The organism is Diaphorobacter ruginosibacter (assembly GCF_040396215.1).
Classification (GTDB): domain Bacteria; phylum Pseudomonadota; class Gammaproteobacteria; order Burkholderiales; family Burkholderiaceae_C; genus Diaphorobacter_A; species Diaphorobacter_A ruginosibacter_A.
Window position 1 is genome coordinate 14,291 of sequence record NZ_JBEBOW010000023.1, and the last position, 19,545, is coordinate 33,835.

Below are 19,545 nucleotides of genomic sequence, written 5' to 3' on the forward strand. Positions count from 1 at the left end.
CCCATTGAAAGCCTGAAAGCCCACCCCAATGAACCAGGAACCAACCACGTCCAGCGCGATTGAAATCCGCGAGCTGGTCAAGGAATACCGCGCTGGCCAACCGATCCTGAAATCCATCAGCCTGACGCTGCCCTCGTCGGGCCTCACCTGCATCATCGGCCCCTCCGGCACCGGCAAATCCACGCTGCTTCGCTGCATCAACCGCCTGGTCGACCCCACCTCGGGCGAGATCATCGTGAACATCGCGGGCCAGCGGACCGACATGGCGAAACTGCGCGGCAGCGAACTGCGCAACGCGCGCCGCCATATCGGCATGGTGTTCCAGGAATACAACCTCGTCGATCGCCTGAGCGTGATGGAGAACGTGCTCACCGGCCGCCTCGGCTATCTGTCCGCATGGCGGGCATGGCGGCGCAAGTTCGACGCCGAGGATTTCGTCCATGCGCAGCAGCTCCTCGACGAAGTGGGCCTGGGCGACTTCGCATCGCGCCGCGCCGACTCGCTCAGCGGCGGCCAGCGCCAGCGCGTGGGCATCGCGCGCGCGCTCATGCAGCGCCCTTCCGTGCTGCTGGCCGACGAACCCACCTCCTCGCTCGACCCCAAGACATCCATCGAAATCATCCAGCTGCTGCGCGAGCAGGGCATCCAGCGCCGCATCCCCGTGCTCGTGAACATCCACGACGTGGATCTGGCGCGCAAGTTCGCCGACCGCGTCATCGGCATGACCGGCGGCCACGTCGTCTATGACGGCGCCCCCGAAGGCATCACCGACGAGCACCTGTCCACCATCTACGGAGGCAAGGCATGGCTGGAATAGGCACTCCCGCAGGCGCCGCGCCGCGCCGCAGGCCATTCAGCATGGGCTGGCAGCAAAAGGCGGCGATGCTGGCGCTGCTCGCCTACTGCGTCTGGGCCCTCTCGGCCATGGGCGTGAACAGCGAACGGCTGGCCAACGGCTGGTCCGCCGCTGCCAAGTTCATCGGCCTGATGTTTCCGCCGCAGATGGGCAAGATGGACGAGCTCTGGCAGGGCCTCAAGGAGACCATGCAGATCGCGGTGCTCGCCACCGCCGCCGGCATTGCGCTGAGCCTGCCCGTCGGCCTGATGTCCGCCGCCAACATGTCGCCCGCGCCGCTGCGCGCACTGGGCCGCGGCCTGATCGCGGTATGCCGCGCGCTGCACCCGGTGATCAGCGCGATCCTGTTCGTCAAGGCCGTGGGCTTCGGTCCGCTCGCCGGAATCCTGGCGCTGGTGGTCGCCACGGTCGGATTCGTCGGCAAGCTGTTCGCCGATGCGATCGAGGAGATTTCTCCCAAGCCGATCGAGGCCATCCGGGCCACCGGCGCCTCGTTCATGAACGTGGTCCTGTTCGGCGTTCTGCCCCAGGTGATCAGCCGTTTCGTGGGATTCGCCACCTATCAGCTCGACTCCAACCTGCGCAACTCCACCATGGTCGGCATCGTCGGCGCGGGCGGCATCGGCGGCGTGCTGTTCGCTGCCTTCCTGCGCTATGAATACAACTTCGTGTTCACGATCCTGGCCGCCGTCATCATCATCATCGTCGCAGGAGAACTCGTGGTCACTGCGGTGCGAAAGGCGCTGAATGTCTGAAGCCGGCATCAACCCGCGAGCCCCGGCGAAATGGGAGCGGTTCACCTCGGGGCAGCGCATGCTGCGCTACGTGCTGTGGATCTTTTGCGTGTGGGCCATCGTGCAATCGGTGCGCTACATCGAGGTGATCCCGGAGTTCCTCTACGACGCGCCCGAGCAGATGGCCGACATGCTGGGCCGCATGTGGCCCATCGACTGGGCCTACTTCCAGCCCGACGTGCTGCAGGGCCTCACGGAGACACTGCACATGGCGACGCTGGGAACCATTCTTTCGCTGTTCCTCGCACTGCCGCTGGGCGTCATGGTCGCGCCCAACATCACCAGGAGCAGGACGCTGAACTTCGTCGCCAGGGTCGTGCTGGTGGCCAGCCGCTCGGTGAACTCGCTGGTGTGGGCGATGCTGTTCGTCGCCATCTTCGGCCCGGGGCCGCTCGCTGGCATGTTCGCCATCGCGCTGCGCTCCGTGGGCTTCGTCGGCAAGCTCATCGGCGAGGCGCTGGAGCAGACGCCCAAGGGATCGATCGAAGCGCTGCAGGCGGCGGGGGCCGGCAAGTTCTCGCAGCTATGGTACGGCTACTGGCCGCAGATCAAGCCAGCCTTCTGGTCCGTGGCGCTGCTGCGCTGGGACATCAACGTGCGTGAATCCGGCGTGCTCGGGCTGGTCGGAGCGGGCGGTATCGGCGTGGTGCTCAACACCTGCATCGACCTGTTCCAGTGGGACCGGGTCGCGCTGGTGCTGTTCACCATCCTGGTGGTGGTGGCGGCGGCGGAAATCGCCGTGCTGCAGATCCGCAGGCGCGTGCTGTAGCGGGCAGCCCGGGGCACGCTGGCGCGGGCGCCCCGCATCCGCACAAACCCGGGAGTGCAAGGGCTGGCGCCTGGCCTATAGTGGCTCCCGTCCACAGAGCAGATGCCGCGCTCCGGCTGCCGGACGCGGCATTTTTGTGCCGGGCCACCCCATGACATCAAGCGCCCCGGGGGCGCATGGGGCGTTTCCATGTGCACGCTTCCCGTTCATATCCCATCCGTGAGAAGGACCGCCACATCATGCGCAGCCACTGGTTCACCGAACACCCGCTCTTCACGCCGCTCGCGGCACTGGCCATGCTGACGGCCACCAGCTTCGTCCACGCCGAGGTCTACCCGCGCGAAAGCATGATCAAGGCCGAGAAGAAGGAAGCAGCGGGCGGCAAGGGCGTGCTGCATGGTGAATATGCCTTCACGCGCGACATGCCCAGGAAGGACGAGGCCATCAAGGAAATCAGCTGGCTCACGCTCAAGCCGGGCGACTCCATCGGGTACCACAAGCACACGACGAACGAGGACACCTACATCATCATCTCGGGCACCGGCGTCTTCAAGGACAAGGACGGCAAGGACGTTCCGGTGAAGGCGGGCGACGTGACCATCGTGCGCAAGGGCGAATCGCACGGGCTGACGGCCACGGGCTCCGAGCCGCTGGTATTCGTGGATGTGATCGCGGAGCAGTGATTCGCGCGCTCAGCGCGGCGCGCAGGCCTTGCACAGCTGCAGCCCCAGCCGCTGCAGCGCCAGCCATCCGCTGTGCGGCCAGTCAGGCTGCTTCAGGCCCTTGACGATGCCATCGACGATGTGCGCCGATTGCAGAAGGCGCGCCAGCGCCGCATCGCCCACGTTCGGGAGAACGCGCTCGAACAGCCGCTCCTTCGTCCCCCAGATCCGGTTCTCGCGCAAGGCCATGGGCAGGGGCTTGCCCGCGTTCATCGCATCCTTCACACGCTTCAATGCCCGGATGTCCTCGGCCAGCGCCCAGTGCACCAGCACTTCGGCCTCGCCCTCGGCCTGCAGGCCGTCCAGCATGCGCTGCATGCGGGCGACATTGCCCGACAGCACGGCCTCGGAGAGCTTGAAGACGTCGTAGCGGGCGACGTTGAGCACGGCCTGCTCGACCTGCGTCCAGCTCAGCTCGCCCGACGGATAGAGCAGTGCGAGCTTCTGGATTTCCTGGTGCGCGGCAAGCAGGTTGCCTTCCACCCGGTCTGCGAAGAATGCCAGCGTGCGCTGCCCCTCCTCGCCCGGGACCACGCGCTGGCCCTGCTGCGAGAGGCGCTGCGCGATCCATTGAGGCAAGGCGCCGCGCTCGACGGGATCGATCTGGATGCTGGCGCCCGCGGCATCGAGCGCGCTGAACCATGCGCCCGTCCTGGTCGCCTTGTCCAGGCGCGGCAGCATCACGACGGTGAGCGTGCCCTCGTTGCCCGCCGCTTCCTGGGCGATCTGCTGAAGGGCCGCGCCTCCATCCTTGCCCGGCTTGCCCGAGGGAATGCGGATTTCAATGATCTGCTTGTCGGCAAAGAGCGAGAGCGATCCGCTCGCGGCAAGCACCCCGCTCCAGTCGAAATGCGCGCCCTGCGCCGTAAAGCTGCTGCGCTCGCAATAGCCATGCGCGCGCGCGGCGGTGCGGATGGCGTCCATCGCCTCCTGCTGCAGCAACGGCTCATCGCCGTGCAGCACGTACAGCGGCCTGACGCCCTTTTGCAGATGGGCCGCGAGCTGGTTCAAAGCAACTTGCATGCGTTCACCGGCGTGAGGGTCAGGAGACGGGAATCATCTTGACCGTCGCGAGGCGGCGCATCAACTGCTGCACCAGATCGGTCTGCATGTTCTTGAACAGCATGGCCTCTTCGCCTTCCTTGGACAGCGCGACCGATTCGTTGTAGCTCACGTCGCGCTGCTGCAGCAGCTCCGTATTGGGGATGTATTCCTGGCCCTGCTGGCCGGTCAGCGAGAAATGCAGCCGCAGCCGCAACTGCAATTCGCGCACCTGGCCCGATGCGTTCAGGCCCACCACGACACGCTCCCGGTTCTCCGAGAGGATGTTGCAGATCACTTCCGCTTCAGTGATGCGTTCAGGTTCGGTGATCACCGTGATGTCGCCGCCCGCGCCCTTGAGCGTGCGGGTCAGCTCGCGCGCCAGCGACGAACCGGGCTGCGCCTTCACATGGATCGACTTGAAGCTGAAATTGGGCGCGCCGCGCAGGCGAAAGCCGCAGGCCGCCAGCAGCGGTGCGGCGGCGAACATGGTGAGAACGGTACGTTTTTGCATCATGGCGCTTGGCTTCTCCTGCGTGACTTGCTGCATCGGCCGTCAGACGACCACGTTGACCAGACGGCCCGGCACGATGATGATTTTCTTCGGCGCCTTGCCTTCGGCGAATTTGTGGTACTCCTCGTTGGCAAGGGCCGCGGCCTCGATGGAAGCCTTGTCGGCCTGTGCCGCCACGCGGATCGCGCCGCGCAGCTTGCCGTTCACCTGCAGCATGAGCTCGATCTCGTCTTGCACCAGCGCCTGTGGATCCACCTGCGGCCAGGCCGCGTCGAGCAGCTCGCCCTGCGCGCTGGCGTAGCCGAGTTCGGTCCACAGCACATGGCACAGGTGCGGTGTCGCGGGGTAGAGCGCGCGGATCAGGATGCCGAAGCACTCGATCACCGCTTCGCGGCCACCCTCGGCATCAAGCGCCTTGAAGTCCTCGAGGGCGTTGATCATCTTCATCGCACCGGAGACCACGGTGTTGTACTGCATGCGCTGGTAGTCGTAGTCCACCTGCTTGAGCACGGTATGGATTTCCAGGCGCAGCGCCTTGGCTTCCTTGCCGAAGGCAACGCCCACGGCGCCATCCCGGGCCGTGGCCTTGGCGCGCGCGGCGTCGAACCCGGATGCGGCCAGCTTCGCGCCGAAGTTGTACACGCGGCGCAGGAAGCGGTAGCTGCCCTCGACAGCCGAATCGTTCCACTCGAGCGTGAGCTCCGGCGGCGAGGTGAACATGGTGTACAGGCGCGCGGTATCCGCGCCGTACTTCTGGATCAGCTCCTGTGGATCGACGCCGTTGTTCTTGGACTTGGACATCGTGCCCACGCCCTCGTAGTCGATCGCCGTGCCCACGGGCAGCATGCCGTCGGCGCTGTCCACCGCCACCTTGAGCCTGGCGCCGAGGATCTTGCCGGATTCGTCGAACACGTGCTCGACGTCCTTGGGCCAGAAGTACTCCTTCCCGCCCTTGGCCGTGCGGCGGCTGTAGATATGGTTGAGCACCATGCCCTGGGTGAGCAGCCGGGTGAACGGCTCATCGACCTTCACCAGGCCCATGTCGCGCATCACCTTGGTCCAGAAACGCGCGTACAGCAGGTGGAGAATGGCGTGCTCGATACCGCCGATGTACTGGTCCATCGGCATCCAGTAGTCGGCGCCATCGGCCACCATCTTCTCGCCGTTCTTCGCATCGCAATAGCGCATGAAGTACCACGACGAATCGACGAAGGTGTCCATGGTGTCGGTTTCGCGGCGCGCGGGCTTGCCGCAGCATGGGCAGACCACGCCGGCGTGGAAGGCTTCGCTCTTGACGAGCGGGTTGCCCGACCCGTCCGGCACCAGGTCCTGCGGCAGCACCACCGGCAGATCCTTCTCGGGCACGGGCTGCGGGCCGCAGTCTTCGCACAGGATCATCGGGATCGGCGTGCCCCAGTAGCGCTGGCGGCTGATGCCCCAGTCACGCAGGCGCCAGGTGGTCTTGAGCTCGCCCAGCCCCTTGCCCTCGAGCACCTTGGCGACAGCGGCGACGGCATCCTTGTAGCCCATGCCGTCGAAGTCGCCGGAATGGATGACGACGCCGCGCTCCTTGTCGCCGTACCAGTCGTGCCACTGCGTGGCGTCGTAGCTCTCGCCCTCGACCTTCACCACCTGCCGGATCGGCAACTGGTACTTCAGGGCGAATGCGAAATCGCGCTCGTCATGCGCCGGCACGCCCATCACGGCGCCGTCGCCATAGCTCATGAGCACGTAGTTGCCCACCCACACTTCAAGCTGCCCGCCGGTGATGGGATGCGTGACGAACAGGCCCGTCGGCAGGCCTTCCTTTTCCTTGACGGCCAGTTCAGCCTCGGTCGTGCCGCCCTTCTTGCATTCCTCGATGAAGGCCGCGAGCCGGGGGTTGGCCGCCGCCGCATGCGCGGCCAGGGGATGCTCGGGCGCGACTGCGCAGAAGGTCACGCCCATGATGGTGTCCGCGCGCGTCGTGAAGACGAACAGCTTTCCATCCTGGATCAACTCGCCGTCCGCGCCCTTGATGTCGTGCGTGAACGCAAAGCGCACGCCCGCGGACTTGCCGATCCAGTTTTCCTGCATCAGGCGCACCTTGTCGGGCCAGCCTGTCAGCGTGGCCTTTTCGTTGCCGATCTGCACATGGTCAAGCAACTCCTGCGCATAGTTGGTGATGGCAAGGTAGTAGCCCGGAATCTCGCGTTTTTCCACCAGGGCGCCAGTGCGCCAGCCACGGCCATCGATCACCTGCTCGTTGGCGAGCACGGTCTGGTCCACCGGGTCCCAGTTCACGACCTGCGTCTTGCGGTAGGCGATGCCCTTCTCCAGCATCTTGAGGAACAGCCACTGGTTCCACTTGTAGTACTCGGGATCGCAGGTGGCGACTTCACGGCTCCAGTCGATGGCCAGGCCCATGGCCTGCATCTGGCCCTTCATGTAGGCGATGTTCTCGTAGGTCCACTTCGCCGGCGGCACCTTGTTCTTGAGCGCGGCATTTTCCGCGGGCAGGCCGAACGCATCCCAGCCCATGGGCATCAGCACGTTGAAGCCCTTCATGCGCAGCTGGCGCGTGAGCATGTCGTTGATGGTGTAGTTGCGCACGTGGCCCATGTGCAGCTTGCCGCTGGGATACGGCAGCATGGAGCAGGCGTAGAACTTGGGCCTGGAGGCGTCTTCGGTCACGCGATAGGCGTCGTTGGCGGTCCAGTGGCCTTGCGCTGCGCGCTCGACCTCGGCGTGGTTGTATTTGTCTTGCATGGAACTCAGATTGGAATGAATGCGGCCGCCACACCCTGCGCGAAAAGTCCGGCCTTCGGGAGGCATGCGGGGTCAACGCGAGCCGAATGGTCGAAGATTGTAGGCGTTTCACCCGAACCCCGGTTCCTGCTCCGATACCTGCGCCGCGCGGCCCGTCACAGCGCGCGCAATCTTCCCCGGGGACTGCCGGGGTCAATCGCGCAGCCGCGTGCAGGCATGCGAGAATCAGGGCCGCTTTCCGGCATTTGCCTTGCCGGACATGGACGCCAGGCCCGCGTTGCGGGAGCAAGGCGGAATGCCCGCGCGCCAGCCGCCCGTTTCCGCCGTCACCCCGTCCTCCGCCCGCGCCGCCCCCTCTTTCACCCTCAAAGCCGCTTCAAGGAGTGTGAACCCGTGCTTTCCGAGTATTACGCCACCCTCAGCCATCTCGACCCCTGGATGCAAAGCGCCATCAGCCTGGGCGCGCTGGTGGTCCTTGCCTATGTGCTGCGATTCATCGTGCGCCTGCTCCTGCTGCGCGTGCTGCGGCGCCTGGCGGGCAGCCTGCCGCAGGGATGGATGCAGAACCTGCTGGACGCGCGCGTGCTCACGCGGCTGTCGCACATCGTGCCGTCGCTGGTATTCCAGGCGGGCGTGTTCGCCATCCCGCACCTGCCGTCCGTGGCGGCCAACATCATCCACAACGTCGCGGTGGCATGCACGGTGCTGGCCATCGGCCGGGTCATCATGGCGGTGCTCGACGTGGTCCAGGACCACAACGAAGCCTCGCTCTCCAGCGTCCCCGGCACACGCTCGCTCAAAAGCTACGTGCAACTGGGTAAACTGGTGACGGCGCTGATCGCCGCGATCATCATGGTGGGCGCGCTCATCGACCGCTCGCCGCTGATCCTGCTCTCTGGCCTGGGCGCGATGTCCGCGGTGCTGATGCTGGTGTTCAAGGACACCATTCTCTCGTTCACCGCAGGCGTGCAGCTCACGGGCAATGACATGCTGCGCGTGGGCGACTGGCTGCAGATGGATCAGGTCGGCGCGGATGGCGCGGTGGTGGACATGGCGCTCAACACGGTGAAGATCCGCAACTGGGACAACACCATCACGACCATTCCCACCTGGCGCCTGATGAGCGAGAGCTTCAAGAACTGGCGCGGCATGTCGGAGTCGGGCGGCCGCCGCATCAAGCGCAGCATTCTGCTCGACAACGCCACCGTGCGGTTCCTCACCGACGCGGAAGTGCGGGAGCTGTCGCAGATCGCGCTGCTCAGGCCCTATCTTGAGAGCAAGATGCAGGAGATCGACGCGTTCAACAGCGAATTCGCGCGCAAGGCCCCCGACATGGCCGGCGAGATCGTCAACCTGCGCAAGCTCACCAACATCGGCACCTTCCGCGCCTACGTGAACACATACCTCAAGGCGCACCCGCGCATGCGCAAGGACATGATCCTGATGGCCCGCACGATGGAGAGCACCACCAACGGCACGCCTCTTGAAATCTACGGCTTCACCGCGACCACCGCGTGGCTGGAATATGAGGCGATCCAGGGCGACATCTTCGACCACCTGATGGCGATCCTGCCGGAGTTCGGGCTGCGCGCGTTCCAGAACCCATCGGGCCATGACGTGACCATCGCCTTGCGGCAGGGCGAAGCCCGCATGCTGTCGGCCTGACCGCCCTACCGTCAATCCGGCACGCCGTGCGCTGCGGCGCGCGGCACCGGAATCGGCGCGCCTTCCGCATCGGCCAGCCCCACGAGCAGCGCGCGCCCGTCGGGCAACACCCGGAAGTCGCCGTACCGGGCGGCCTCGAAAACCCGCCCCTGCCCCTCCGGGAAGAAATAGGCGTCGGTCACCAGCACCCAGCGGCCCTTCAGATACTTGAGCGGCAGGATGATTTCGCCGCTGCCCGCGCGGGATTGCGGCCCGGCCAATGCCCGCACCGTCGCCCGGCCGTGTTCATCGAGTGATGCGATCACCCGGGCGGACGGCATGGCCACCTTGCCGAGTTCTTCCAGCACCTGCGCCGGCAAGTCGAAATTGAGCGCCATGTAATCGCCCTGCATCAACGAGCGCGGGTCCACGGGAACCAGTCCGACCAGCACGGGGCGGCCATCGGCGATGACCTGCTCCTTGCCGCGCACGTCCCAATTCACAAGCCCAAAGACCAGCACGGCGCCAGCGATCAGGCACGCAAGCCGCGCGCGCGACCAGGCGACGCCGTGCGGCAGCGCCTCTATCGAAGTCGCGGAGCCCGCCCCCGTCCCGCGCGACATCGCCACGCGCAGCGCGAACAATCCAGCCAGCAGGACGGCGCCCATCAACGCCAGCCCCAGCCCCTTCTGCGCCAGCGTCCACGCAAGACTGTAGTAGAACATCGAGAGCGCCCAGAGCGCGGCCAGCCCGCATAGCGCCGCGATGCGCCAGCGCCCACCGGCCAGCGCGCCCGATGCCATCAGGGCGACCAGGCCCAGCGACGGGCTGAACCACGCGGCCACCGCCAGCAGCGCGCCGCAGCCCAGCAGCATCGAAAGCGCTTGCCTCGAAGCCTCTGCGGCCTTTTTCCAGCGCGCATACAGCAGCCCCGTCGCCGCGAGCACCAGCAGCGACGCCCAGCCACGACCTATGGCGATATACAGAGGCAGCAGGACCTCGTCGCCATCGCCCGGATGGCGCACGCCGAACAACGGGTACATCGGCCCATACCCCGAGCCATCGCCGGCCGCCCCCCAAGCCAGCATGGCGATCAACCCCACGGCCGCGCTATCGGCAAAAGCCGCCCAGCCCTTCAGCGCCGGTGCGCGCGCCACGCCACCGAGCAACCGCGGCTCCTTGCGCAGCCATGCGAGCCAGAGCCCCGCCATGAGCACGCCACCGGCTTGCAGCAGCATGGGCAGCAGCGCCTGCGCGACGCATTGCGCCAGGAACACATACAACGCCAGCGCAAACACGAAGCCCATGATCCGCTTGATCCACAGCGTCCGCGCGATCAGCGCGCCCGCCCACTGCAAGACGGCGACGGCACCCGAAAAAGTCAGAATGACCGGCAGGTCGCCATGCACGTCATGCAAAAGACACATCAGAAACAAGGCGGTGAAAGCACCCCACAGCACCAGCGCCAGGCAGGTGGCGAACACGGCGTGGGTGCGCCGCAGCATCATCCCCGCGCCGATGATCCCCAGCGCGCTGACGGCATAGGCGGCGGGATGTTCGAGCCAGAAGTCCGAATCGAACAGCGAGAACAGAAGCCCGCCCGCAAGCAAGGTACAGACCAGCGCGCCCAGCAGCGCCAGCGCCACGATGAACACATTCGGATCATCATCGTCCATTGCGCACGGCGCATCGCCATGGACCAGTCCCATGCCCCGCGCGCGCTGCCACCATGCGGGCCGCGATGCGAAAGTATCCGCGTTCATTGCATTCCTCCCGCGCTCACCCCATCCGCCCGCGCACGCAGGCCGCGCTGCACGGCGAGCAGCCCGGAAACCGTCGCGGCAAGGCAGCCGATACCGACGACCGTACATATCAAGAAGGCGCCGACATCGCCGCTGCCCGAGGGGATTGCCCTGACGGTCAGCGCCATGATCCAGGCATTGGCCGCCAGTGCGCCAAGGCACAGGCTGGCGAAATCCTGCAAACGGCCTTTGTACGACAGTGCCAGCGTTGCCGCGATCAGCAGGCCGCACAGGGCGAACGCCAGAGGGCTGTCGGTTCTGGAAAACAGGCCGGAGACACCCAGCGTGGTCCACGCGCACAGAGCCAGCGCGAGCGCCAGGCGATGCGACCACCACGCCACGCCCTGGCGGTGGCGCGTCCACGCGGCCAGGGAAACCAGCGTGGGAACGAGCGCGAGCAGCAGCCACATGCCAATGAACAGCAGTTGTTGCGTGGCCGCACGGCCACCGGAGAACAGCATCTCCCAGGCATTGAAGCGCCCCCACCACATGCCGATGGCCGCCGCCGCAACGGCGATCCACACCGTCCACAGCACGTCGCTGCGGGCGGGCAATGCCCAGATCAACGCCAGTCCAGCCCAGGCCGCGAACAACTGCCACGCATCCGCGCCGGTTTGATAAGTCTGGCCGACGAAGGCCAGCAGCCCGCCAAGCGCCAGAGTCGCGCAAAGCAGCGCGGCGATACGGCCGCGCCGCCAGAAAATGGAGGCCAGCACGCTGACGAGGAGCGCGCCTTCGATCAGGCACAGCTTGAACATGCGCGTCTGCTCCTGCCAGTTGGCGGCGATCCAGAAAATGAGGCCGCTGGCCAGCAGCACTCCCGCCACGAACAGCAAGCCCCGGTGCATGTTGCGCGCCAGGGCGCGCGCATCTCCCGGGGCCGTGGCCACGGCGTGCAGCTGCGCGATCCGCGCATCACTGCCTTGCGGCTGTCGCGCCGCCCATTCGTACAAGGTGCGATCCATCGAGGACTCTCTCCAATGCCTGGCTGATGCCAGGGCGCCACTGTAGCGCCGGCGCGGAAAACAACGCACCTGCGCGCAAGGAGTATCGCCCGACGATACGCGAAAGCGCTGCGGAGAATACCGGCCCGGGCAAGGCCGGGTAGCTCAGGGCTCAGGGTTTGCCGGCGCCGGAAGGCTGGGCGCGTGCCTGCGCCGGTTGCGGCTCCGTCACGAAGGCGATGCGGTGAAGGCCCGCGGAGTTGAGTTCGCCCATCAGCTCGACCACCCGGCCATAGGGCACGGTGGTGTCCGCGCGCAGCTGGATCTCCGTATCCGCGCGGCTTGCCGCGAGGTCGCGCAGACGGCGCCCGAGAGCCTGCGCATCCAGCGCCTCGTCATCCAGATAGGTGTTGCCTGCGGCATCCAGCGATACCACCACCGGCTTTTGCGCCGCTGCGCTGGCTTCGGCGCCCTGCGCCTTGGGAAGGTCAAGGCGAATGGCGCTGGCAAGCAGGGGCGCGGTAAGGATGAAGATCACCACCAGTACCAGCATCACGTCCACCAGCGGCGTGACGTTGATGTCGCTCATCGGCTTGGATTCCTGCGACCGCTCCATCCGCCCGAATGCCATGGCATCAGCTCCGGCTCACTCGCCCGGCGGGGCGGTCAAGGCGGTGGCCGCTTCATCGGCCAGCAACTCGCGCAGATCATGCGCGAAGCCTTCGAGGTCGGCCTCCACGTTGCCCAGGATGCGGCCATAGACGTTGTAGGCCAGCACCGCGGGGATCGCCACGGCAAGGCCCGCGGCGGTCATGATCAGCGCCTCGCCCACGGGGCCGGCCACGCGCTCGATGGTGATCTGCCCCGCGCCGGCTATTCCCGTGAGCGCGTGATAGATCCCCCAGACCGTGCCCAGCAGCCCCACGAACGGCGCGGTCGAGCCCACGGTGGCGAGCAGCACCTGGCCGAACTTGAGCCTTGCCAGCGATGCCTGCAGCGCGTTGCGCAGCACACGCGTCAACTGCTGGGCGCGGCTGCCCTGTCCGCCCAGCGTGGCCGGCGGCTGCGCGGACGCCGCGATCACCGCGTCCACCATCGGCCGCACGAGGTCTTCGCGGTCCCACTGCCGGAGTTGTTCGCATGCCGCCGCGAGCGTGGGCGCCTGCCAGACCGCCGCCGTGCTGCGCGGCACGTCCACATGAGCGCGCCGCATGAGCCATGCCTTCCAGAAAATCGTGATCCAGCTCGCCACCGACATGGCCAGCAGCAGCGCCGCGGCCGCCTGGGTCACCGCGTCTCCTTGCCGCAACCACGCCAGTCCATTCATGGTGCGCTCCGCCTTGGTGGGTCAGTCGCCGTTGAGATCGAGCACATCGAACATGTCGAACATGCCGCTCGTCCTGCCCGCCAGATAGCCGACGGCACGCAGGCTGCCGCGCACATAGCCCGCGCGGCTCGAGGATTTGTGGGAGATCTCGATGCGCTCGCCCTCGCTGCAGAACATCACCGTGTGGTCGCCCACGATATCGCCGCCGCGGATCGTGGCAAAGCCGATCTCGCCGGGCTTGCGCGCGCCGGTGTGGCCGTAGCGCTCATACACCGCGCGGTCGGCAAGCCGGGTGCCCTGCGCCTGGGCGATCACCTCGCCCATCTTGAGCGCGGTGCCCGAAGGCGCATCCACCTTGTGCTTGTGGTGGGCTTCGATGATCTCGATGTCGTAGCCTTCATCCATCGCCTTGGCCGCCATCTCCAGCAGCTTGAGCGTGACATTCACGCCCACGCTCATGTTGGGGGCAAACACGATGCCGATCTTCGCGGCGCCCTGGGCAAGCCTGGCTTTCTGCTCTTCGGTGAGCCCGGTGGTGCCGATCACCATCTGCACGCCCAGTTCCTCGCAGACCTGCAGATGGTTCATCGTGCCCTCGGGACGCGTGAAATCGATCAGCACGTCGGCGTTTGCGAGTCCGGCGCGCAGGTCGGCGGTGATCTGCACTCCGCTCGCATGGCCGAGGAAGGCTGTCGCATCCGTTCCCACGGCCGGGCTGCTGGGCACATCCAGCGCACCGGCCAGCACGCAATCGCTGCTTTGGCGAATGGCTTCGATCAGCATGCGCCCCATGCGGCCGGAAGCGCCAGCCACGGCAACGCGGCGGCGGAAAGAGGAAGGAGCAGTCATCACAGTATGTCTTCTATCAAATTACGGCCGGAGCGCTGGCGAATGCCGCGCATTCCCGCCCTGCGGGCTTGTCGTTGGGGGAGCACCGCCGCATCGCTGGCGGGGATGCCCTGGCTTATTTCTGGATCTCAAGCGGCGGATAGCTGGTCTGCAAGGGAGCGGAAGGCGCCTCGTTGCCGGGGTTCTCCGCGGCTGGAATCGGCGCATCGGGCCTTGCGGGGAAGCGTTTGAGCTGCTCTTCGGTGGCTTCGAGGGCCGGCACCTTGTTCCTGGACGCCTTGGACGTGAGCGACGAGACGAATTCCGCCTCGGTCGGCATCTCGTCGCCCTCATAGCGATCGAGCACGTCATCCTTGAAGAACACCGTCAGCTTGCGGGTCTGCTGATCCACACCGGGACGCTTGAGCGTGAAAATGTATTCCCAGCGATCATTGTGGAAGATCGGCGTGACCAGCGGCGTGCCCAGGATTTCACGCACCTGCTGGCGGCCCATGCCGGGCTTCAGGGCATCGACCTGTTCCTTGGAAACGAAATTTCCTTGCACAACATCGATCTTGTATGGTGTGATGGCGCTGGCCAGACGATGGCTTGCGCTGTCAAAGCTACCGCAAGCGGCCAGCCCGGCACTGAGCAAAACGATTGCGCCACAACGGACGCCGTAACGGGCGGGAGCGAACATGGTTAAAGCCATAGGGATATGATCAGGCCATTGTAGCGGCTGGAATTCCCCGGGCCTTAACGCGCCTTCGGCAAACGAAAGACCTTGTCATGACGAATATCGACGAACTGAAAAGCACCGGCCTGAAGGCAACGCTCCCGCGGCTGAAGATCCTGGACATCTTCCAGAAGGGGCAGCAGCGCCACATGACGGCCGAAGACGTTTTCCGCGTTTTGCTGGAAGAGCGTTCCGACATCGGCCTTGCAACCGTTTACCGCGTTCTCACGCAGTTCGAGCAGGCGGGCATCTTGCTGCGCAGCAATTTCGAGAGCGGCAAGGCCGTCTACGAACTCAATGAAGGCCAGCACCACGATCACTTCGTCTGCACCAGTTGCGGGAAGGTCGAGGAGTTCTATGACGCGGAAATCGAGAAGCGCCAGAACCTGATCGCCAAGCAAAAGGGCTGGGTGATCCAGGATCACTCGATGTCGCTGTATGGCCAATGCTCGGACTGCGCCAAGCGCACGGGCGCGTCGCGCTAGGATTTCTGCAGCACCAATGGCCATATGGCAATGGCCCCGGGGCCATCATCCCGCGCCGCATCGGCCTGCCCGGGACCTCACGGCTGGATGCCGCTGGCCATGGCCTTGCGATGGCGCTCGACAAATTCCTGATACGTATCGATGCCGCGCAGTTGCAAGATAGTGTTTCGCACCGCGGCCTCCACCAACACGGCGATGTTGCGGCCGGCAACCACCTGAATCACAACTTTCAGCACCGGAACGCCCAGCACGTCCTGAGTGAGCGGTTGATAAGGCATGCGCTCGTAGTCGCGCTCCAGCGTTTCCTTGCGCACCAGATGCACGATGAGCTTGAGCCGCATCTTGCGGCGCACGGCAGCCTCTCCAAAGATGGCGCGGATGTCCAGCAGGCCGATGCCGCGCACTTCAAGCAGGTTCTGCAGCAAATCGGGGCACTTGCCTTCGACCGTGGTCTGGTTGATGCGGTACAGATCGACAGCGTCATCGGCAACCAGGCCATTGCCTCGTGAAATCAGTTCGAGCCCCAGCTCGCTCTTGCCCAGCCCCGACTCGCCGGTGATCAGCACGCCCATGCCCAGGATGTCCATGAACACGCCATGCAGCGTGGTGCGCGTGGCGAAATGCTTGGACAGGTAGGCTCGCACCACGTCGATGACGAAGGCGGAGGACTCATGCGTGGCGAACAGCGGAATCTGGGCGCGCTCGCACAGCGACAGCAGCGCATCGGGAGCCGTCTGGCCGTCGGCGAGGATCAGCACCGGCGGCTCCAGGGTCAGGATGCGGGCCACGCGGCGCTTGCAGTCTTCTTCCGTGCCGTTGCAGAGGTATTTGATTTCCCGCTCGCCCAGGACCTGCGCGCGAAACGGGTGGATGTAATTGAGATAACCCACCAGGTCCGCGCCCGAGCGCGCGGCGCGGACGGCTTCCTCGTCGAAGCGGCGGGCCGAAGCGCCCAGCCCCGCGATCCAGACCAGCTTGAGCGAGCTGCGAAACTCTTCGAACAGGACGTCGGCACTGACAAGATTGGGTTTCACGCTATTCCTGACTGAATTTGCGGGTGATCAGGGCCAGGATCGATCGTCTGGCCGTGTCCGGGGAACGCCGGGAAGCGGGATCAGGCCGCCTGCGCGGATCGCCAGTCGGCGATGAGGCTGTGCAGCTCGGCGGTGTCCTTGGCGCTCTTGATGCGTTCGCGCAGCCCGCTGTCGCTCAGCAGCTCGGCGATTTCCGAGAGGATTTCCAGATGCTTTTGCGTGGCCGCTTCCGGCACGAGCAGGAAAATCAGCAGGGAAACCGGCTGCTCGTCGGGCGCGTCGAAGCCAATGGGGTGCGCCAGCTGGAACACCGCCGCCATGGGCGACTTCAGTCCCTTGATGCGCCCGTGCGGAATGGCGACGCCATGCCCCAGGCCTGTGGAGCCCAGGCGTTCGCGGGCGAACAGGCTATCGGTAATTAATGCACGGGACAAACCGTGCTGACTCTCAAACAGCAAACCCGCTTCTTCGAAAGCGCGCTTCTTGCTGGTGGCGTCAACGCCCACCAGCACCTGGGCTTGAGGCAGTATGGAAGCAAGACGATTCATGGTGTCGATTATGCGCGTCCAGCGTAAACCCTAAAGAACCTACTATAAGCAACAAAAAACCGCCTTGGAAGGCGGTTGCGTATCCATTCCCCGAAATTGGCGGGAAGCGGACGCGCCTGATAATGGGGTTGCATTATGTATCAGTCGCGCCGGATACGTTTGTTGGAGGAATTGGAGCGGGCTTTCCCGTCAAGCTGCCGCCGCCGCTACCGCCGATTGCGCCGTCGCCCGGCGCAGCGCCGGCTGATGATCCTGAAGACGCTGCTTGTACTTCATCACCTTTCGATCGAGCTTGTCGATCAACTCGTCCACCGCCGCATACAGGTCGAAGTGGGCGCTTTCCGCAAAAAGATCACTGCCTTTCACCCGGACATTGCATTCCGCTCGCTGCCTCTTGTCTTTTTCTTTCTGTTTTTCGACAGTCAGCAGCACCTTGACATCAACAACCTGATCGAAGTGCCTCGTGATGCGCTCGAGCTTTGAAGTCACATAGTTGCGCAATGCGGGGGTCACCTCCAGGTGATGTCCGCTAATCGTCAAGTTCATAAAACGTCTCCTGTGACGCACGGTTTGAGATCGCCCCTTTCCCTGCCAATGAGGGAGCCGGGCAGCCGAACTTGAATGCATTCATGTCGGGATTCACTATGCGCGTGCCGCCCGGGAAAAGCAACGCCAGCCCTGCCAGGATGCCCGGGTTAGCTGTTACAGATGCCAAGCCGCAAAAAAACGGTCACAATGCCAAGTTGCCCAGGCAGCCCGATCCGGCGGCCCGCGACGCATGCGGCGCCAGGCGTAAAATCAAGCCTCACGACCCCTCCCGGCCAGGCGCGTTGCCCGCCGTGCCGGACGGAACCCCTCCTTTTGTGTTTGCCCGAAAACCGCAATGATCCAGTCCAGCTCTTCCGCTCTGCATACTTCCGCCCTGACCTCGCTGCCGCTGCTGGCGCGCGGCAAGGTGCGCGACAACTATGCAGTGGGTGATGACCGCATCCTGATGGTGGCCTCCGATCGCCTGTCCGCTTTCGACGTGATCATGGGAGAGCCCATTCCCGGCAAGGGCGAACTGCTCACCCAGATGGCGCTTTTCTGGTTCGACAGGCTGCAAGGCATCGTCCCCAACCACCTGACCGGCGAAGCGCCCGAGAGCGTGGTCACGCCCGCCGAAGTGCCGCAGGTCGTGGGCCGCTCCATGCTGGTCAAGCGCCTGAAGCCGATCCCGGTGGAGGCCGTCGTGCGCGGCTATCTGGCCGGCAGCGGCTGGAAGGAATACCAGGAGTCGCGCTCGGTTTGCGGCGTGCCGCTGCCCGAGGGCCTGACCAACGCAGCCAAGCTGCCCCAGCCGATCTACACGCCAGCCGCGAAAGCCGCTGCCGGCGAGCACGATGAGAACATCACGTTCGAGCGCACCGTCGAGATGATCGGCCAGGATCTGGCCTCGCGCATCCGCGACGTGAGCATCGCCCTGTACGAGAAGGCCGCCGCCATCGCTCTCGAAAAAGGCATGATCATCGCCGACACCAAGTTCGAATTCGGTCTCACGCCCGAAGGCGAGCTGGTGCTGATGGACGAAGTCCTGACGCCCGACAGCTCGCGCTACTGGCCCGTGGAAGGCTACGACGAGGCACTCAGGAGCGGCGCCAATCCGCCCAGCTACGACAAGCAGTTCGTGCGCGACTGGCTGGAGTCCGTGCGCATCAACGGCAAGCCATGGGACAAGACCGCTCCCGCCCCGCGCCTGCCGCGTGAAGTTGTGGAGAAAACCGCCGCCAAGTACCGCGAGGCTCTGGAACGCCTGACGGCCTGAGCCCGCAATCGCCGCCTGTCCGAGCAGGCTTGGCTGGCAGGCTGCGGCCTCTACTGAGGCGAATTGGGCGGCTCGTAAGGCTCAAAACCGGCCTCGCCCGCCTCCTGCGCGCGAAAGCGCAGAAACGGCTTGTCATCTTCATCGCGCATCACGAGATCGCGCCCGCTCTGCATGAAGGCGCGCACCCGGGACAGAGAGCGCAGGAATTCCGGTTCGTCGCGGCCACCCTCCAGGCACAGCCGGATCGAGGTGTCGGCCAGTTGCATCCTCAGCGCCGCACCCTGCATTTCATAGGTTCCCAGAAAGCGATTGCAGCCACCTGATCCGACGAAGCCACCGCGCGAGCGGCCCGGCGGGAGCGTCTGTCCGTCTGGCTGGAACTGGATGTACGCGGGCGCCGCGCCTTCCGCCTCGCGCCCGGCCCGCGACGCCAAGCCTTCGCCCAGGCTCACGAGCTTCCAGTGCGTGCGCTCGAAGGGAATCGCTGCGTCAGCCGTGGCGGCCGTGCGTGCGTAGGGCTCCAGAAGCACGTCCACGCGCCGGTATGCCGGGTCCTGCAAAACCGGATTGACGACGGGCGTGTAATAGAGCAACTGGTTGTAGAGAGTCACCTGCGCCCGCACCACATACTTGCCGTTGCGCTGGATCTGGCCTTGCCGGAACGGGATCGCCAGATCGAATGGCGCCTGCCCGGCGGGTTCCACGCGCTGGCGGCCAAGCGCCACGGGGGGGCCGGCTTCGTTCGTGACGTCGAACAGCGCTGCTTCAAAAACGGCGTCCGGCGGAATGTACAGCCGTGTCTTCGCAAAAGCCCGGCCCGTGATCTCGGCGTCCGGGCGGGGCTGGCTGGCGCAGCCCGAGAGCAACGCCAGCACGCCCAACGCAGCCAGCACGCCACACAGCATGCGGCGGCCATGCGATGGCATGGCGCCACAGGCTGGCGGCGCTG

General features: G+C 65.4%; 20 protein-coding genes. 7 read left to right on the forward strand and 13 right to left on the reverse strand.

Features of this window, described 5'->3' with window-relative positions; translation table 11 throughout:
* Window positions 1-28 precede the first annotated feature (28 nt).
* From phnC to ABWP92_RS04925, 4 genes are all read left to right on the forward strand, one after another.
* Entirely contained in the window at window positions 29-817 is a 789-nt protein-coding gene (gene phnC, locus ABWP92_RS04910) for a phosphonate ABC transporter ATP-binding protein (RefSeq protein WP_353234241.1), read from the forward strand.
* Entirely contained in the window at window positions 805-1,611 is an 807-nt protein-coding gene (gene phnE / locus ABWP92_RS04915) for a phosphonate ABC transporter, permease protein PhnE (protein ID WP_353234242.1), read from the forward strand. Before phnC ends, phnE (ABWP92_RS04915) begins: the two co-directional genes overlap by 13 nt.
* The gene (gene phnE, locus ABWP92_RS04920) at window positions 1,604-2,419 is read left to right on the forward strand and encodes a phosphonate ABC transporter, permease protein PhnE (RefSeq protein WP_353234243.1); all 816 of its coding nucleotides are present in this window, start codon (window positions 1,604-1,606) and stop codon (window positions 2,417-2,419) included. The genes phnE (ABWP92_RS04915) and phnE (ABWP92_RS04920) overlap by 8 nt, the downstream gene beginning before the upstream one ends.
* Before the next feature lie 239 nt (window positions 2,420-2,658).
* Window positions 2,659-3,102, forward strand: a complete 444-nt coding sequence (locus ABWP92_RS04925) for a cupin domain-containing protein (RefSeq protein WP_353234244.1) — start codon at window positions 2,659-2,661, stop codon at window positions 3,100-3,102.
* Between the two features lie 9 nt (window positions 3,103-3,111).
* Here the strand turns inward: ABWP92_RS04925 and holA are convergent, their stop codons facing one another.
* The 3 genes from holA to leuS are packed head-to-tail and all read right to left on the reverse strand — an operon-like array spanning window position 3,112 to window position 7,444.
* Entirely contained in the window at window positions 3,112-4,164 is a 1,053-nt protein-coding gene (gene holA, locus ABWP92_RS04930) for a DNA polymerase III subunit delta (RefSeq protein ID WP_353234245.1), read from the reverse strand.
* Between the two features lie 19 nt (window positions 4,165-4,183).
* Window positions 4,184-4,696 (reverse strand): LPS-assembly lipoprotein LptE, encoded by a 513-nt coding sequence (locus tag ABWP92_RS04935; RefSeq protein WP_353234260.1) that lies wholly within the window; start codon window positions 4,694-4,696, stop codon window positions 4,184-4,186.
* 42 nt (window positions 4,697-4,738) lie between these two features.
* On the reverse strand, window positions 4,739-7,444 hold the full coding sequence (leuS, locus tag ABWP92_RS04940) for a leucine--tRNA ligase (RefSeq protein WP_353234246.1): 2,706 nt from the start codon (window positions 7,442-7,444) through the stop codon (window positions 4,739-4,741).
* A gap of 438 nt (window positions 7,445-7,882) precedes the next feature.
* On the opposite strand from leuS, the gene ABWP92_RS04945 reads away from it, so the two are divergent.
* Window positions 7,883-9,109 carry a mechanosensitive ion channel family protein gene (locus tag ABWP92_RS04945; RefSeq protein WP_502907451.1) on the forward strand — a complete coding sequence of 409 codons (1,227 nt, stop codon included), beginning with the start codon at window positions 7,883-7,885 and terminating at the stop codon, window positions 9,107-9,109.
* Between the two features lie 11 nt (window positions 9,110-9,120).
* On the opposite strand, the gene ABWP92_RS04950 is transcribed toward ABWP92_RS04945, so the two are convergent.
* The 6 genes from ABWP92_RS04950 to ABWP92_RS04975 form a co-directional block, all read right to left on the reverse strand.
* Window positions 9,121-10,851 carry a GDYXXLXY domain-containing protein gene (locus tag ABWP92_RS04950; RefSeq protein WP_353234248.1) on the reverse strand — a complete coding sequence of 577 codons (1,731 nt, stop codon included), beginning with the start codon at window positions 10,849-10,851 and terminating at the stop codon, window positions 9,121-9,123.
* Window positions 10,848-11,855, reverse strand: a complete 1,008-nt coding sequence (locus ABWP92_RS04955) for a DUF2157 domain-containing protein (RefSeq protein WP_353234249.1) — start codon at window positions 11,853-11,855, stop codon at window positions 10,848-10,850. Before ABWP92_RS04955 ends, ABWP92_RS04950 begins: the two co-directional genes overlap by 4 nt.
* Before the next feature lie 151 nt (window positions 11,856-12,006).
* Entirely contained in the window at window positions 12,007-12,465 is a 459-nt protein-coding gene (locus tag ABWP92_RS04960; RefSeq protein WP_353234250.1) for a biopolymer transporter ExbD, read from the reverse strand.
* 15 nt (window positions 12,466-12,480) lie between these two features.
* Complete coding sequence (locus ABWP92_RS04965; RefSeq protein ID WP_353234251.1) at window positions 12,481-13,161, reverse strand: MotA/TolQ/ExbB proton channel family protein; 681 nt, start codon at window positions 13,159-13,161, stop codon at window positions 12,481-12,483.
* A gap of 21 nt (window positions 13,162-13,182) precedes the next feature.
* Window positions 13,183-14,010 carry a 4-hydroxy-tetrahydrodipicolinate reductase gene (gene dapB, locus ABWP92_RS04970; protein WP_353234252.1) on the reverse strand — a complete coding sequence of 276 codons (828 nt, stop codon included), beginning with the start codon at window positions 14,008-14,010 and terminating at the stop codon, window positions 13,183-13,185.
* 115 nt (window positions 14,011-14,125) lie between these two features.
* On the reverse strand, window positions 14,126-14,689 hold the full coding sequence (locus ABWP92_RS04975) for an outer membrane protein assembly factor BamE (protein ID WP_353234253.1): 564 nt from the start codon (window positions 14,687-14,689) through the stop codon (window positions 14,126-14,128).
* Window positions 14,690-14,778: 89 nt separating this feature from the next.
* Here ABWP92_RS04975 and fur point away from each other — a divergent pair, with 89 nt between their 5' ends.
* Window positions 14,779-15,210: a ferric iron uptake transcriptional regulator gene (gene fur, locus ABWP92_RS04980; RefSeq protein ID WP_353234254.1), complete on the forward strand. Its 432-nt coding sequence runs from the start codon at window positions 14,779-14,781 to the stop codon at window positions 15,208-15,210.
* A 77-nt stretch (window positions 15,211-15,287) separates the two neighbouring features.
* Here the strand turns inward: fur and hprK are convergent, their stop codons facing one another.
* From hprK to hpf, 3 genes are all read right to left on the reverse strand, one after another.
* Window positions 15,288-16,244, reverse strand: coding sequence for an HPr(Ser) kinase/phosphatase (gene hprK, locus ABWP92_RS04985; RefSeq protein WP_353234255.1), 957 nt, complete (start codon window positions 16,242-16,244; stop codon window positions 15,288-15,290).
* An 80-nt stretch (window positions 16,245-16,324) separates the two neighbouring features.
* Window positions 16,325-16,792 carry a PTS sugar transporter subunit IIA gene (locus tag ABWP92_RS04990; protein ID WP_353234256.1) on the reverse strand — a complete coding sequence of 156 codons (468 nt, stop codon included), beginning with the start codon at window positions 16,790-16,792 and terminating at the stop codon, window positions 16,325-16,327.
* Between the two features lie 189 nt (window positions 16,793-16,981).
* Complete coding sequence (hpf, locus tag ABWP92_RS04995) at window positions 16,982-17,338, reverse strand: ribosome hibernation-promoting factor, HPF/YfiA family (RefSeq protein WP_353234257.1); 357 nt, start codon at window positions 17,336-17,338, stop codon at window positions 16,982-16,984.
* 337 nt (window positions 17,339-17,675) lie between these two features.
* On the opposite strand from hpf, the gene ABWP92_RS05000 reads away from it, so the two are divergent.
* Window positions 17,676-18,596 carry a phosphoribosylaminoimidazolesuccinocarboxamide synthase gene (locus ABWP92_RS05000; RefSeq protein WP_353234258.1) on the forward strand — a complete coding sequence of 307 codons (921 nt, stop codon included), beginning with the start codon at window positions 17,676-17,678 and terminating at the stop codon, window positions 18,594-18,596.
* A 50-nt stretch (window positions 18,597-18,646) separates the two neighbouring features.
* On the opposite strand, the gene ABWP92_RS05005 is transcribed toward ABWP92_RS05000, so the two are convergent.
* Window positions 18,647-19,545: YbaY family lipoprotein (locus tag ABWP92_RS05005; protein ID WP_353234259.1), on the reverse strand; the 899-nt coding region annotated here is incomplete at its 5' end.